13 protein-coding genes and 2 pseudogenes are annotated in these 13,744 nt (G+C 70.8%); 8 read left to right on the top strand and 7 right to left on the bottom strand.

What is annotated here, in order from left to right:
• Positions 1-81: 81 nt before the first annotated feature.
• Positions 82-1,248 carry a beta-ketoacyl-ACP synthase III gene (locus ACWEN3_RS07390; RefSeq protein WP_452966844.1) on the bottom strand — a complete coding sequence of 389 codons (1,167 nt, stop codon included), beginning with the start codon at positions 1,246-1,248 and terminating at the stop codon, positions 82-84.
• A gap of 40 nt (positions 1,249-1,288) precedes the next feature.
• Positions 1,289-2,200 carry a hypothetical protein gene (locus ACWEN3_RS07385; protein WP_452966841.1) on the bottom strand — a complete coding sequence of 304 codons (912 nt, stop codon included), beginning with the start codon at positions 2,198-2,200 and terminating at the stop codon, positions 1,289-1,291.
• Positions 2,201-2,814: 614 nt separating this feature from the next.
• Between ACWEN3_RS07385 and ACWEN3_RS07380 the strand changes: the two genes are divergently transcribed.
• A complete protein-coding gene (locus ACWEN3_RS07380) occupies positions 2,815-3,438 on the top strand; it encodes a nucleotidyltransferase domain-containing protein (RefSeq protein ID WP_452966838.1) in 624 nt (207 codons plus the stop codon).
• 138 nt (positions 3,439-3,576) lie between these two features.
• Here ACWEN3_RS07380 and ACWEN3_RS07375 read toward each other — a convergent pair whose 3' ends face one another.
• Together ACWEN3_RS07375 and ACWEN3_RS07370 are read right to left on the bottom strand one after the other, a co-directional pair.
• Positions 3,577-3,786: a hypothetical protein gene (locus tag ACWEN3_RS07375; RefSeq protein ID WP_452966856.1), complete on the bottom strand. Its 210-nt coding sequence runs from the start codon at positions 3,784-3,786 to the stop codon at positions 3,577-3,579.
• Positions 3,764-4,067: pseudogene (locus ACWEN3_RS07370) on the bottom strand (phosphohydrolase); the annotation flags it as partial. The pseudogene ACWEN3_RS07370 and the gene ACWEN3_RS07375, both read right to left, overlap by 23 nt.
• A gap of 228 nt (positions 4,068-4,295) precedes the next feature.
• Here ACWEN3_RS07370 and ACWEN3_RS07365 point away from each other — a divergent pair.
• Positions 4,296-4,421 (top strand): annotated as a pseudogene (locus ACWEN3_RS07365) (esterase); the annotation flags it as partial.
• A 163-nt stretch (positions 4,422-4,584) separates the two neighbouring features.
• On the opposite strand, the gene ACWEN3_RS07360 reads toward ACWEN3_RS07365, so the two are convergent.
• Positions 4,585-5,484: a replication-relaxation family protein gene (locus tag ACWEN3_RS07360; RefSeq protein ID WP_452966853.1), complete on the bottom strand. Its 900-nt coding sequence runs from the start codon at positions 5,482-5,484 to the stop codon at positions 4,585-4,587.
• An 827-nt stretch (positions 5,485-6,311) separates the two neighbouring features.
• On the bottom strand, positions 6,312-7,331 hold the full coding sequence (gene ku / locus ACWEN3_RS07355; RefSeq protein WP_452966835.1) for a non-homologous end joining protein Ku: 1,020 nt from the start codon (positions 7,329-7,331) through the stop codon (positions 6,312-6,314).
• A gap of 53 nt (positions 7,332-7,384) precedes the next feature.
• On the opposite strand from ku, the gene ligD reads away from it, so the two are divergent.
• The gene (ligD, locus tag ACWEN3_RS07350) at positions 7,385-8,272 is read left to right on the top strand and encodes a non-homologous end-joining DNA ligase (protein WP_452966832.1); all 888 of its coding nucleotides are present in this window, start codon (positions 7,385-7,387) and stop codon (positions 8,270-8,272) included.
• Positions 8,273-8,317: 45 nt separating this feature from the next.
• Here the strand turns inward: ligD and ACWEN3_RS07345 are convergent, their stop codons facing one another.
• Positions 8,318-9,124 carry a nuclease-related domain-containing protein gene (locus ACWEN3_RS07345; protein ID WP_452966830.1) on the bottom strand — a complete coding sequence of 269 codons (807 nt, stop codon included), beginning with the start codon at positions 9,122-9,124 and terminating at the stop codon, positions 8,318-8,320.
• A gap of 100 nt (positions 9,125-9,224) precedes the next feature.
• Between ACWEN3_RS07345 and ACWEN3_RS07340 the strand changes: the two genes are divergently transcribed.
• The 5 genes from ACWEN3_RS07340 to ACWEN3_RS07320 all read left to right on the top strand — a co-directional run bounded on the left by ACWEN3_RS07340 (position 9,225) and on the right by ACWEN3_RS07320 (position 13,717).
• Positions 9,225-9,731 (top strand): protein-tyrosine phosphatase family protein, encoded by a 507-nt coding sequence (locus ACWEN3_RS07340; protein ID WP_452966827.1) that lies wholly within the window; start codon positions 9,225-9,227, stop codon positions 9,729-9,731.
• 141 nt (positions 9,732-9,872) lie between these two features.
• The gene (locus tag ACWEN3_RS07335; RefSeq protein WP_452966825.1) at positions 9,873-10,607 is read left to right on the top strand and encodes a hypothetical protein; all 735 of its coding nucleotides are present in this window, start codon (positions 9,873-9,875) and stop codon (positions 10,605-10,607) included.
• The gene (locus tag ACWEN3_RS07330; protein WP_452966823.1) at positions 10,604-11,854 is read left to right on the top strand and encodes an ATP-binding protein; all 1,251 of its coding nucleotides are present in this window, start codon (positions 10,604-10,606) and stop codon (positions 11,852-11,854) included. Before ACWEN3_RS07335 ends, ACWEN3_RS07330 begins: the two co-directional genes overlap by 4 nt.
• Before the next feature lie 95 nt (positions 11,855-11,949).
• Positions 11,950-12,303: an SH3 domain-containing protein gene (locus ACWEN3_RS07325; protein ID WP_452966821.1), complete on the top strand. Its 354-nt coding sequence runs from the start codon at positions 11,950-11,952 to the stop codon at positions 12,301-12,303.
• A 52-nt stretch (positions 12,304-12,355) separates the two neighbouring features.
• Positions 12,356-13,717 (top strand): FtsW/RodA/SpoVE family cell cycle protein, encoded by a 1,362-nt coding sequence (locus ACWEN3_RS07320; RefSeq protein ID WP_452966819.1) that lies wholly within the window; start codon positions 12,356-12,358, stop codon positions 13,715-13,717.
• The last annotated feature ends 27 nt before the right edge of the window (positions 13,718-13,744 follow it).

The following is a 13,744-nucleotide window of genomic DNA, read 5'->3' as shown; positions in this document are numbered from 1 at the left end:
GTGTGCGACCCCGCAGGGGAACGCCACGAGCAACGGAACCATCGTCACGACGTGGGGGCGCCGGGGCACCACCCGCGGCCGCTAGACCACGGTCAACTGCATGAAGCCGTAGGAGAACCGGCCGCTCTCCGGGACCCAGCACAGCACCTTCTGCCCTGGCTCGAAGCGCCCGCCGTTGAGCAGTTCCTCAAGCATGATGAACACCGACGCCGAGCCGGTGTTGCCCTTGTACTCGAGGTTGGTGAACCACTTCTCCTCCGGGACACCGAGCCCGCACTCGCGGAAGGTGTCCATGACCGGCTGCCGGAAGTACGCCGATGAGTAGTGCGGCAGGAACCAGTCGTAGTGCTCGCCGCTGACGTCCCGCCGCTCCTTCAGGACCGTGATGCTCTCGGCGAGCAGCTTCATGATCAGATCGCCGAGCTGCCGCGCGTCCTGCTTGATAAAGAAGTGCCCGGCCTCCAGCGCTTCGCGGGGCGTCTCTTTCTGCCGCCAGCCGGTGAACGACCCGTCCTTCCCCTTGCTCGCACCCATGTACATGCAGGGGTCGGCGAGATGCGCCATCGAGATGGTCTCGATCCAGTCGACGCGCAACGACACCGACGAACCCCGGGGTTCGTCGGTGACCAGGACGGCGGCCGCGCCGTCGGACAGCATCCAGCGCAGGAAGTCCGCCTCCAGGGCGACCACCGGGCTGGATTCCAGACGGGCCACCGACGCGTCCTCGTCCGCGTCGGCAGGCCGGTGGTCGGAGGCGAAGTACCGCGCCCGCAGCCCCGCCGAGGCCGTCTCCGAAGCGGTCGCAACGGCGTTGCGGCTCGCGCCGGACAGCACGCTGAGGTAGGCGTACTTGAACGCGGTCAGGCCGGACATGCACACCCCGGCCGTGCTCACCGCCTCACACGGCGGCGCGCCCAGGTCCGCGTGCACCATCACCGCGTGGCCCGGCAGCAACTGGTCGGGCATGGTCGTGCCGCAGGACAGGGTCTCCAGCTCGGCCAGCTGGAAACCTGTGCGCCTGCACAGCTCGTGAACCGCCTCGATCGTCAACTGGGCGTTGGTGTGGGTCGCTTCGCCGGTCACCGGGTCGATGGCATAGTGACGGGTCTTGATGCCGTTGTTGCGCAGCACCATCGCCCTGGTGCGCGACCGGACGCCGCCGATCCGGCCGAGCACGTCCTCGATCCTACTGTTGTCGACGGGCTCGTTGGGCAAGACGACGCCGACACCGGAAATGTACGCGGGCATGGGTCCTTGGATCCTCTCGGTTGGTTGTACAGAGCAGGGGCTACGGCCGTAGACCGCGTACGTAACGGTTGAGACGGCGCGCGAAGACGATGCGCGCCACGGGCGTCAGCAGCGCCGACGCGAGCAGCACGACGGGCAGCCAAGTCACGAGCATCAGGACGAAGAGCCCGATCACCGGCTGACGTGCGAGACTTCCGGGTCCGCCGCATCGCCGGGCCAGCCGGGCGATCGCCTCCATGGGCGGCACGACGGCCGCCTCGGGCAGCAGCGAGCCGACGTTGAGGTTGACCGGCGCCACGTCGGACAGCAGGGGGGTGGGCTCGGGTTCGGCCCAGCGGTCCCGGGTCTCAAGCAGCCGCTCGCCGACGCGGCCGAGCGCGTCGATGTCGCCGCGCGCGACCCCGGCAGCGGGCAGCAAGGCCCTCTTGTCGCGACGCCCGGTAATCATCAGCAGCGGAGCGGTGATGTATCCGGCCAGCGAACCACCCTGGTGCGTGAGGACGATGCTGTCGGTGTGCCGACCACCGGCGCGCGCGATGAGGGCGCGGACCCTGGCGTAAGCGCGCTGCCACATCTGGCGACAGCACGTCACACTCACCACACGTGCGCCACGCAGGACTTCGGCCTCGGACGCGGCAAGAAACGCCTGGATGGGCAGTGACGGCGACAGGAACCACACCTGCCAGCCGAGGATGACGAGGTCGAAGCGTTGGTCCGGGTCAAGGCCGACGGGGGCGAGCGGCGGGGGCTCGCCGTTGAGGGACTCCGGCATACAGTCGAAGAACTCCCGCACGCCCCAAGGAAAGGAGTAGGCGGGCGCCGTGTCGATCCGTAGCCAAGAGATCTCCACGTCAGGCGCCTGGAGAGGAGCAGTGAGTGCTTCGAGGGCCTTCCGGACGTCACCGGATTGCGAGTAGTAGACGACGAGAACACGCTTCACGCCACCCTCCATGAACGGACGGGCGAAGAGAGCACGGCGGCGGCGAAGCGCCACTTACAGACAAAAGTCACGAACAACTAGATAGCCGTCAAGTATCCCCCCAATGGCGCAATCACCCGATAGCGGGCGTGTCCTAGCCGCGGCATTCCGATCCCGCCCGCTGAGCTCCTCGCCGTGGCGTATGCCGGGTGATCCCAGCGCGCAGGCGGCAGCATAAGGATCACGTCGACGGCGAGAACGCGCTGCAGAGCGTGCACGTAGGCGTCGGGGGCTGGCTAGGCCGAGAGCGGCGGACGGCGCGCTGATCATCGGGCGGCGGACCTCCTGTGAGTGATGTGGGTGGCCTTCTCCCGGAGCTCCGATGTGATCGGGGAGGTGTGGCAGTACGCCGCCGAGAGGCGAACTGCCACAGGTAGCACCCTGACTTCGGGCGCCTGCGGATCCGGGAGGATCGTGGCTCAAGCCCCCAGCCGCAAGGCCGGCCGTGAGTCACGCACTCAACGATGGCCGCCGGTGGCCCTGACACTCATGGGCGTTTATGAGCGCGCGGGCGAGCAGCCAGGCCAGTCTGCCGACTCACCGCCGAACTTCCCCTTCGCCCGTCCGGTCACTGAGCGTATGGGCGGGTGAGTACTGATGTGTTGGGGCGATGGGTGCCGGACCGCCCCGAGGATGCGGCCGCGGTGTTCGCCAAGGCGGACTTCCCGTGGTGGATCGCCGGCGGATACGCGATCGAGCTCGCGGCCGGCCGTGAACTGCGCCCGCACGGTGATCTCGACGTATTGGTCCTCCGCCGCGACCAGGACCTCGTACGTGATCTCCTGGCTGACTGGGACCTGTACGTGGCGGACCCGCCCGGCCAGGGGAAGCTGCGACCGTGGCGTCCTGGAGAGGTCCTCCAGCCGCCGCTCCACGACATCTGGTGCCGCCGCACGCCGGAGGCCCCCTGGTCCATCCAGCTCATGCTGGACGAGGCCGAGGGCACCCAGTGGGTCTCGCGGCGCCACTCCATGATCCGGCTACCGATCGTCAGGCTCGGCCGAACGAACGAGACGGGTATCCCGTATCTCGCGCCCGAGGTGCAGCTCTTCTACCAGGCGAAGGCGACCAGGGAGAAGGACGAGACCGACTTTGATGCGGTACTGCCGCTGCTGGACGCTCCGGCATGCGCCTGGCTGGCGGGGGCGATCAGGGTGATCGCACCCCGTCACCCCTGGCTTCTCAGACTCCAGCCGGTCAGCCGAACGTGAGCAGCGGAAAGTCGTAGAGGTCGGGGTTGCGAGGCCGGTTCATCGTGGGCGACGTGACCTCCACGATCAGCAGTTCGCCGAGGAACTGGATCTTGGCGCTGAGGAGGTGGCTCGTCCTGCCGTCGGCCGACTGGGCCTTCAGCCGGCAGAGACGTGGATGTGCGGGAGTATCTCGCCGGTGGCCGGATCGTGGGCGAGGGTGCCCGCGCCGAACGCCTCGACGTTGGTGACGTACGTCTTCGCCCGGACCGGCGCGTCCGGGTCCGCCAGCTTCTCGCAGGCGCCCACGATCTCCGCCTCCGCGAAGGCTCCGATGAACGAGGGGCGCGTCCACCAGGAGCGGATCATCCAGCAAGGGGAACTCGTCGGCCAGCTCGTCCTCGAGGCGACGCTCCTCGGTCTCCAGCAGCGCGTACGAGTGGTTCGCAACCAGGCGTACAAGCCGTTCTTCCGCCGCGTGCACATCCCGGAGGTACCGCGCTCCGTCCAGCGGGTGGAATCCGGTAGAGACAAGCCAGCACCTCGGCGCTGTTACCGACCAACGGCGCCAGCATCTGAGCGCAGGCCGCAACGCCCTGCGTATGTGCCCATCTGCGCGGGAGACTGCTACTCAGCAGCTCGCCAGCCATTTCATACGCCCAGTCAACCTCGGTCGTTTTCACGCGGGGAGGATGTGGCAGCAACGTCCACAATGTCTTGGGCGCTTCCGTGATCGTGCTCACGAGTGTCGGCAACGGCTGAATTTGGGCTCTGACTCACATGCGGTGGTAACGCATTGTGGCAATGGTCACTGACGGCAAGGCGTGCGGGTCGGAGAGGTATACGGGGTTGTCCGGCTGGCTTCTCGTCACCGAATGTCGCTGGCCTTCGCCGATCCGGAGCACGGCGTTGCCGTCGGGTACACGATGAACCACATCGTCGGAGGAGCCGACGATGTGCGTGCGTCTTCGCTGGTCAACGCGGTACGAAGGTCGCTGGCATAGCTGGTCGTTGTGCAAAGCGGTGAGAGCCGCCATGGTCGGGCCTGGTATCCGGCTCATGGTCGACGTGCGGCGTGAGCGATTGCGTGACCGCCAGGTCCGCAATGCTGTGACCTGCGGTGGTCGGGCCCGTGGTCGGCGGCGTTACCAAGCGCGGGCGGAGCAGCTAAGGACGGCGGGACTGCATCCAGCCGACCTTGTGATCCTGGTCCGGGACGTCGATGGGGTGCCATACGGGCGCTGACGGCCCGTGCTGGAGCAGGTCAGTCATCGCCGCGGCGAGGACAGGGACAGTGTGCAGGAAGCTGGACAGTGCCAGGGCCTTGGTGGCTGCGTGCAGGGCGTGGATGCGTGTGGTGATGCCGGTTGGACCGGTGCCGTCCAGGACGAACAGCAGCCGCGGGAATAGGGCGTAACGGCGCCTCCACTCCTCTGCCGGGGGCTGCTGGGCAAAGGTTGGGCGGGGGCGTGCGACGGGTGTGGGCACGTAGGCGTGGAGGCGGGCGTAGGCACCGAGTTTGGCGGCCAGACGTTCGGGGCCCATGGTGGCCCGGTCGACCTCCACGAAGGCTCGAAGCATCGACCCGCCGTCGTCGGAGCTGCGGTAGTACAGGAGGGCGTCGGGGATGACGGCCTCTCCGTTGCCGAGGGGGTGGTAGACCTCGGGGATCCAGTCCAGCGGCCGACACACGTCCCCGCGGCGACGGGCGTCTTGCAGGAAAGCAAGCCCGGTCTGCGTCACCGCCAGCGCGTGTCCTGCCCGCAGCCGCGCCGCTGTGAGGTCGGCGATCAGCTTCGGTGGCTGCCACTCCCGCAACTCCGGCCACTCGGAAGCGATCTGCACGCCGTAGTGGGTAACAAACCACACCCGCGTGCGCCCGGCCTGGGGCAGGGTGATGCGGTCCACCAGACCCTCACTGCGCAGCTTGGCCAGCCTGCGTCGCGTCTGCTCGATCCGCACCCTGGGCGCGATCACCCGATGCATCTGCTCTGTCGTCGCCATCCGGTACTGCGCCAGTACCGCCAACGCCAGTCGGTCCCCGCCACCCGCGTCCCCGCTCACCATCGCCACCGCCTGGCCCTCCCGTACAGTGCGGCACCGCTTCACCGGCGCCGCGCGTCTGAACAGACCAGCAGCCGGCCCCGACCACACGTGCGACCGTGGAGGCCCAACCAGCATCACGATCCGATAACCCCGCCCCCGACCAGGCCCACAACTCCGCCGAAAGCCCCACCAGTATCCCCGCCGACAACTCTCCGCACCCCCCGCGCGTCGGACAGCGTATCCGCAGCTCACCATGTCTTTCCGGCGTAACCGGGAGCCCGACATCCCCCTATGCGCCTCTCGCAGCCGACCCTGAAACAAGAAGAGAGTGTGGGGCGGGCTGGGGCCGGCGGTCGGCGCGGCGGGGGATCGAGCGGCCCGAGGTCCTGTTGCGCGTCGGCTGAGGCCTCCACGCTGGGCGTTGGGCAGGCCAGCGCAAAAGAAGGACCAGCAGGAGCGGCCCAGGGAAGACAACGACCATACGTCTGGTCAGCGTCGAGCGATAAAGCGCAGGAACTCAAGCCAGCGCTATCGAGACGGTGCAGGACCACCTCGTGCAACCTGCCCCACAACGGTCGCGCTCCAAGCGGCGACGGCGGGGCCGACCGCGAGCGCGGGGGCGATCAAGAAGCGTGTGTTGTGCGACGAGGAGTCGGGTTCATCTTTCGACCTGCCTTCGGTGACACCAATGCGACGGAAGCGCGTGAGTCCGGCCGCCCGCCGCAGGAACGCAGCGACGCCCTGGGGTGCCCGGCGTCACGCTGTACCTATGTGACCTCACCGGTGGCACGACGCTGTGAGGTCGATGGCGCTTCTACAGGATGACTTCCGGCTCGTCGCCCGGCACTTCACGCCGACCGCTTGCGCGACGTCGTCTTCTTCGCCGTCGTCTTCTTCCCGGCCGTCGCCGACTTCGGCGTGCTCTTCGCCGCGGCCGTCTTCTTGGCCCCCTGCGTCTCCTTCGACGTGGACTTCCGTGCCGTGGTCTTCTTGGCGGGGGCCGTCTTGGCCGACTTCTTGGTGGCCGTCTCCTTGGGCGCGGTCCGGCCCCGTGGGAGGGATCTGACCTCGGCCTCCTCGGCCGGCTCCGCGCCGCGGGACTCGCGGGCGGCGCGCACGCTGTTCTCCAGGGCCGCCATCAGGTCGAGCACCTTGCCGCCGGCGGCGGGTTCCGGGGTCTCGGGCGGCGCCTCGCCGGAGGCCTTGGCCGCGAGGACCTCCTCCAGGGCCTCCCGGTACTCGTCGTGCAGGTCCTCCAGGTCGACCTCGCCGAGGGTGTCCATCAGGGCGTCCGCGAGGTCCAGCTCCTTGTCGCGGATGGTGACCTCCGTGTCCGGGGCGACTCCCTCGGGGGCGCGGACCTCGTCCGGCCACAGCAGGGCGTGCATGGCGATGGCCTCGCCGACCACGCGCAGCATCCCGAGGCGCTCCCGGCCCCGCAGCGCGAACTTGGCGATGGCGACCTTGTTGCTGCGCTTCAGGGCCTCGCGCAGGAGGGTGTACGGCTTGGCGGCGGGGGCTCCGCTCGCCGCGAGGTAGTAGGCCGCGCCCATCTGGAGGGGGTCGATCCGGTCGGCCGGTACGAACGCGACGATCTCGATCGTGCGGGCGGTCGGGATGGGCAGGTGGGAGAGGTCCTCGTCGCTGATGGGGATGATCGTGCCGTCCGCGTCCTCGTACCCCTTGCCGATCTCGCCCTGGCTGACCTCGCGGTCCTCCAGTTCGCACACCTTGCGGTAGCGGATGCGGCCGTTGTCCTCGGTGTGGATCTGGCGGAAGGCGATCGAGTGGCTCTCGGTCGCGTTGACCAGCTTGATCGGGATGCTGACGAGCCCGAAGGAGATGGCGCCGTTCCATATCGATCGCACGTGCCGCACTCTCCCTTTCCCGATTTCTCCGGTTTGTCTGGGATTGTCATCGTATGACGCCTATCACAGAGGTGGAGGGGCGGCGGGTCGCGCTCAGCAACCTGGCGAAGGTGCTGTATCCGGAGACCGGCTTCACCAAGGGGGAGCTGCTGCACTACTACGCGACCACCGCGGATGCCCTCCTGCCGCATCTGCGCGACCGCGCGGTGTCCTTCCTGCGCTATCCGGACGGCCCCGAGGGCCAGCTGTTCTTCACCAAGAACGTGCCGCCGGGTACGCCCGAGTGGGTCACCACCGCCGAGGTCCCGCGCTCGTCGGCGGACAGCCCGGCGCGGATGGTGGTGCTGCAGGACCTGCCGAGCCTGGTCTGGGCGGCGAACCTGGTCACCGAGCTCCACACCCACCAGTGGCTGGTGCGGTCCCCGGACGAGGCCGACCGGCTGGTGTTCGACCTCGATCCGGGGGCGCCGGCGACGATCGTGCAGTGCTGCGAGGTCGCCCTCTGGCTGCGGGAGCGGCTCGCGGCGGACGGGATCGAGGCGTACCCGAAGACGGCCGGGTCGAAGGGGCTGCATCTGCTGGCGGCCGTGCGGGGCGCGTCCTCCGAGCGGACGAGCGAGTACGCGAAGGCGCTCGCGGTGGAGGCCGAGCGGGCGATGCCGAGACTGGTGGTGCACCGGATGACGAAGAGTCTCAGGCCGGGGAAGGTCTTCGTGGACTGGAGCCAGAACGCGGCCCGCAAGACCACGGCCACCCCCTACACCGTGCGCGCCCGCCGGGTCCCGCTGGTCTCCGCACCGGTGACCTGGGAGGAGGTCGCGCAGTGCCGGTCACCGGGCGTGCTGGAGTTCCTGGCCGACGACATCGCCCCGCGCCTGCGGGACCACGGCGATCTGCTGGCCCCCCTGCTGGACCCGGAGCGCGCAGGTCTCCTGCCCTGACCTGCCGAACCCAAGAAACCGAGAAACCGAAGAAAGCCCGTCCCCCTAAACCCTCCCCCACGTCCTCCGGTCCCGTGCCATCGCGTGCAGCGCCTCCACGTCCGCCGGCTTCAGTACGCCGCCCAGCCGGGCCAGGGCCGCCAGTTCCGGGTCCGTGAGGATGCGGGTGCCGCGCGGTTCGGCGGTCACGGTCACCTCGGCCACCGGGCCGGCCAGGGCCAGGACCGGGTGGACCTCGGCGGTGAGGGCGTGGGTGGCGCGGTCGGCCAGGGCACGCAGCCGGCGCAGCAGGGGCTCGGCCTCGCGGCGGCCCACGGTGACCATCGGGTCGGCGACCCGCACCCGTGCCTTGCGGGCGTACAGGGCGTGTACGGCGAACAGGCCGCCGGGGCCGATCGCCAGGTGGTGGATGCGGTCGCCGCCGGGCAGCGGTACGGAGTGCAGGGTGTGCCAGCCGGCGCCCTCCAGCCGGTCGAGGGCGTCGCCGACGGTCTGCTCGGCGGTCAGGGCGCGCCGGCGCGGGTCGGGGCGCAGCCGGTGGGCGGGGCCGGGGTCGCGGTCGAGGGCGATCAGCAGGGCCTCGCCGGGACGGTTGGGCGCCAGGTCGTCGTCCGGGTGCAGGGCGAGGCGGGAGAGCTCGGCGGGGGTCGGGACCGGGGGCGGGCCCACGGTCACCGGGCCGGTCAGGAAGGGTCGCAGGGCGTCGAGCACGCCCTCTCTGTCGTCCTCGCCGAGCAGGTTGACCCGGCCGGTCTCGCGGTCGTACCAGGCGGCGTTGCTTCCGTCCGGGCGGCAGACGTACAGCCGCTCCCGGCCGTGCCGCAAGGCCGGCACCACGCGCAGTCCGCTCATGCGCCATCACCCCTCGACCATGGGAACAGGCGGGGTGCTCCCGGGGCAAGAGCGGTTACCTTGGAGAACGGCCCTGCGAGGGGGAGTTGGGGAGGCGCCGTTGCGGACCCGCGGGAAGCAGCCCGACGTACCGGCTCCGGAGAGCCCGTGGAGCGAGATCGTGCCCGGCCTGTGGATGGGCGGGCACCAGTTCCGGGGCCGTTCGGGCCGGCTGGAGTTCGCCGTCGTACGGGACGAGTTCGACGTGGTGCAGAGCCTGCTGCGGCTGCCGGGGTACGGCCCGGACGTGGGCGTCGAGCACCATGTGTGGCCGATACCGGACGGTCCGCTGGACGGGACGCAGCTCGCCGGCGTGATGCGGCTGGCGCGGGCGGTGAACGACGCGCTGGACGCGGGCCGCCGGGTGCTCGTGCGCTGTTACCACGGGTACAACCGCTCGGGGCTGGTCATCGCGCACGCCCTGGTGCAGCGGGGCGGGACGGCGGACGAGGCCATCCGGCTGATCCGGGCCCGGCGGTCGGCGTGGGCGCTGCACAACCAGTTGTTCGTGGAGTACCTGCGCGCGGGGTTGCACACCGTGCGGCTGCTGGAGGAACTGGCCGAGTAGCCTCTGTCCCAGCACCGCACCCAGGTGCGCATTAAGGACTTTCCTAAGAATCTACGAATATCAGGATCCACCCATACTTCTGTACGAATCTACGAATTAAGGTGTACGGGGCCCATCCTTCCCCGACGCCCCAGGAGCACCGTGCCAGCCCGTCGTCCCGTGCGCACCGCCCTCGCCGTGGTCCTCGTCGCCCTGCTGTCGGCGACGGCGGCGGCCTGCGGGGACGCCGGCGGGCTGAAGGCCGCCGGGCCGACCCAGACGGCCGTCAGCCCCGCCAAGCTCTGGCCCGACCTCCGGCCCGCGTCCAGCCCGGCCTATCCGTACGACGTGGCGACCAGGGAGATCGTCAAGGGCGTGACGGTGCCCGGCGACGACATCCGGAAGGTGGACCCGGTGGACGTCGTCGAGGCGGAGATCCGGGCGCATCCGGACGACTACGCGTCGAAGGGCGCGTACCACGGCACGGTGGACCGCGTGAAGGAGTGCCGGCCGGGCGGGAACGCGGCGCGGTGCCCGCTGCTGAAGCCGTACTACCGGGACCTGACGGGGGACGGCCCGCTCGATCTGACGCTCGGCTTCCGGCTGTACCCGACCAACCAGACGGCCGTCCGGGTCTACACCGTGGAGCGGCACCGGCTGGTGCAGGTGCTGGCCGACAACGACGCGATCATCGGGGTGGAGCTGGCCGGCCGGGCGCTGATCGAGCGCTCGCCGGCCGACATCTCCGGCTACGAGTACCGCACCACCTGGGAGTGGGACCCGGGCCAGCGCGCGATGGTGTTCTCCCGCGACGAGTACCTGCACACCGGTGACGGCCGCAGCGGCCGGAAGCAGTCCCCATCCCCGTCGGCCAGCCCCTCCGCGAGCGCGCCATGAGGATAGGGCTGCCCCAGTGGGCCGGGACGCTCGCGGTGAAGGCGGCCGTGTTCATCACGGTGATGTGCTGCGCGCTGGCCGCGCTGCTCGGCGTCCTCGTGCACGTCTCGGTGACCAACCAGACCGTCGGCCAGGCCCGCGGCCTCGCGCTGTCCCGGCTGCAGGACGCCACCCAGGCGTACGAGGCCGGGGACGCGCTGCTGCCGGGCGCCGGGGTGGACCCCGAGGGGCTGCCCGCGCCGCTGCGGGAGCTGGCGACGGACGGGCGGCGCGGCACGATGGTGTCCACGCACCAGGGCCGCCCGACGATGTGGGCGGCGGGACCGGTGGCCGGGCAGCGGGCGCTCGCGGTGGAGGTCGACTACTCGCAGTCGGCCCGCACCATCGCCGGCCTGGACAACTCGATCCTGTGGTCCTCGGGGCTCGCCATCGGGGCGACGGTACTGGTCGGCGCGTTCGCGGTGACCCGGGTGACCCGGCGGCTGCACGGCACCGCGCGGGTGGCCCGCCGGATCAGCGCGGGCGACCTGGACGCGCGGGTGAACGACCCCCGCACCAAGGATCCGACCCGGCCGCCGGACGAGGTGGCGGCGGTGGCGGCCGCGCTGGACTCGATGGCCTCGTCGCTGCAGGGCAAGCTGCTGAGCGAGCAGCGGTTCACCGCGGACGTGGCGCACGAGCTGCGCACCCCGCTGACCGGGCTGCACGCGGCGGCCGAGCTGCTGCCGCCGGGCCGGCCGACCGAGCTGGTGCGGGACCGGGTGGCGGCGCTGCGCACGCTCACCGAGGACCTGCTGGAGATCTCCCGGCTGGACACCGGCCGGGAGAAGCTGGAGGTCGACTCGGAGGAGCTGGGGGCGCTGGCCGGGCGGGTGGTGCGGGCCTCGGGCACCGAGACCGAGGTGCGGATCGTGCGGGACGCCCGGGTGGAGACCGACCGGCGGCGGCTGGAACGGGTGCTGGGCAATCTGGTGGCCAACGCGCACAAGCACGGGGCGGCTCCGGTGGTGCTGACGGTGGACGGGCCGGTGGTGACCGTGCGGGACCACGGGGGCGGGTATCCCGGCTATCTGGTGGCGCACGGGCCGCAGCGGTTCCGGACGGAGGGCGGGGCCAAGGGGCACGGGCTGGGGCTGACCATCGCGCTGGGGCAGGCGGAGGTGCTGGGCGCCCGGCTGTCGTTCGCCAACGCCGTGGACGGGGGCGCGGTCGCGACGTTGAGCCTGCCGGTGGTCGAGGAGCGGTAGGCCGCCCCTAAGGGAGCACTGTGACAGGCGCCGGAAACGGGCCGCTCCTAATCTGGCGATGAGTCAGAATCTACCCCGTTTCCGGAGGTACCCCCATGTCCGTACGCTCCTCCCTCGGTCGCGCCGTCGCCGTAGTCGCCGTCACCGGTGCGCTGGTCGGCGGCGTCGCGGCCGGTCCCGCCGCGGCCGGCGACGGCGGCCGCAAGGCCGGCGCGCACTTCTCGACGGGTGTCGTCACCATCCGGGGCGGCATGTGGCTGCGGGACCGGCCGGGCCGGGGACGGCGGGTGAGGTTCGTCAGACGGGGGCAGCTGGTGGAGATCTTCTGCCGCGCCCGCGGGGAGTTCGTGGGCGGCAACCCGTTCTGGTACCTGCTCGCGGACGGCACCTGGGCCTGGGGTCCGGCGCGGTTCATCCGGGTCCTGGGGCCGGCGCCACGCTGGTGCTGACGCGGCCGGGGAACATCACGCACAAGACGCCCCGTTTGGGTAGGTTCCGGGCATGACCAAGGCCGGAACCACCGTGGCGGCGGCCCCCGCTCCCCCGTCCGCCGTACGCCTCCCCCGGCGCCGTGGCATCGAACTCGCCCTGATCGTGCTGGCCGTCGGGCTGTCGGTGTACGGCTACTGCGCGGTGGGGCTCGCCCGGACCGGCAGGGTCCCGCCCGGCGCCCTGGGGTACGGCGCCGGGCTCGGCGTCCTCGCCCTGCTCGCCCATCTCGCGGTCCGCGTCCGGGCGCCGTACGCCGACCCGCTGCCGCTGCCGATCGCGGTGCTGCTCAACGGCCTGGGCCTGGTGCTGATCTACCGGCTGGACCTGGAGACGCCGGGCCCTCCGGCGGCGCCCGCGCAGCTGGTGTGGTCCACGCTCGGGGTGGCCCTGTTCATCGCCGTCGTGCTGGTGCTGCGCGACCACCGGTGGCTCCAGCGGTACTCCTATGTGTGCGTGGTCGCCGCGCTCGGCCTGTTGCTGGCGCCGATCCTGTTCCCGGCGGTCAACGGCGCCCGGATCTGGATCCGGATCGCCGGATTCTCCATCCAGCCCGGGGAGTTCGCGAAGGTGCTGCTCGCGGTGTTCTTCGCCGCCTATCTGGCCGCCAACCGCAACGCGCTCGCGTACACCGGCCGCCGGCTGTGGCGGATGCAGTTCCCCACCGGCCGGGTGCTCGGCCCGATCGTGACGATCTGGCTGCTGAGCGTCGGCGTGCTGGTCCTGGAGCGGGACCTCGGCACCTCGCTGCTGTTCTTCGGGCTGTTCGTGGTGCTGCTGTACATCGCCACCGGGCGGACCGGCTGGATCGCGGTGGGGCTGGTCCTGGCCGTGCTGGGGGCCTTCGCCGTCAGCCGGTTCGAGCCGCATGTGAACGGCCGGATCGAGGACTGGCTGCACCCGTTCGCCACCATCGAGGCGGGGCAGGGCCCCAACCAGCTCTCCCAGTCGCTGTTCGCCTTCGCCGCGGGCGGTCTCCTCGGCACCGGCCTCGGGCTCGGGCACTCCGTGCTCATCGGCTTCGCCACCAAGTCGGACTTCATCCTGGCGACGGCGGGCGAGGAACTGGGCCTCGCGGGCCTGGCGGCGATCATCCTGCTGTACGCCCTGCTGGTGGAGCGCGGCTACCGGGCGGGCCTCGCCCTGCGCGAGCCGTTCGGGCGGCTGCTCGCGGTCGGGCTCGCCTCGATCCTGGCGCTCCAGGTGTTCGTGATCGCCGGCGGGGTGACCGGGCTGATCCCGCTGACCGGCATGGCGATGCCGTTCCTCGCCCAGGGCGGCTCCTCGGTGGTCACGAACTGGGCGATCGTGGCGCTGCTGATCCGGGTGAGCGACTCCGCGCGCAGCCAGTACGACGGCCGGGAGGCACCGTGACCGAGTACGGCGGGATGGGCGGCGAGG

Source organism: Streptomyces sp. NPDC004561, from assembly GCF_053602155.1.
This window is presented reverse-complemented; position numbering and strand designations above follow the sequence as displayed.

Coding starts and splice junctions, on each gene's coding strand:
- ACWEN3_RS07390 (WP_452966844.1), bottom strand. CDS start 1,248: ATGCCCGCGTACATTTCCGGTGTCGGCGTCGTCTTGCCCAACGAGCCC.
- ACWEN3_RS07320 (WP_452966819.1), top strand. CDS start 12,356: ATGACCAAGGCCGGAACCACCGTGGCGGCGGCCCCCGCTCCCCCGTCC.
- ACWEN3_RS07325 (WP_452966821.1), top strand. CDS start 11,950: ATGTCCGTACGCTCCTCCCTCGGTCGCGCCGTCGCCGTAGTCGCCGTC.
- ACWEN3_RS07360 (WP_452966853.1), bottom strand. CDS start 5,484: ATGGTGAGCGGGGACGCGGGTGGCGGGGACCGACTGGCGTTGGCGGTA.
- ligD (WP_452966832.1), top strand. CDS start 7,385: ATGACGCCTATCACAGAGGTGGAGGGGCGGCGGGTCGCGCTCAGCAAC.
- ACWEN3_RS07345 (WP_452966830.1), bottom strand. CDS start 9,124: ATGAGCGGACTGCGCGTGGTGCCGGCCTTGCGGCACGGCCGGGAGCGG.
- ACWEN3_RS07375 (WP_452966856.1), bottom strand. CDS start 3,786: ATGATCCGCTCCTGGTGGACGCGCCCCTCGTTCATCGGAGCCTTCGCG.
- ACWEN3_RS07330 (WP_452966823.1), top strand. CDS start 10,604: ATGAGGATAGGGCTGCCCCAGTGGGCCGGGACGCTCGCGGTGAAGGCG.
- ACWEN3_RS07385 (WP_452966841.1), bottom strand. CDS start 2,200: ATGGAGGGTGGCGTGAAGCGTGTTCTCGTCGTCTACTACTCGCAATCC.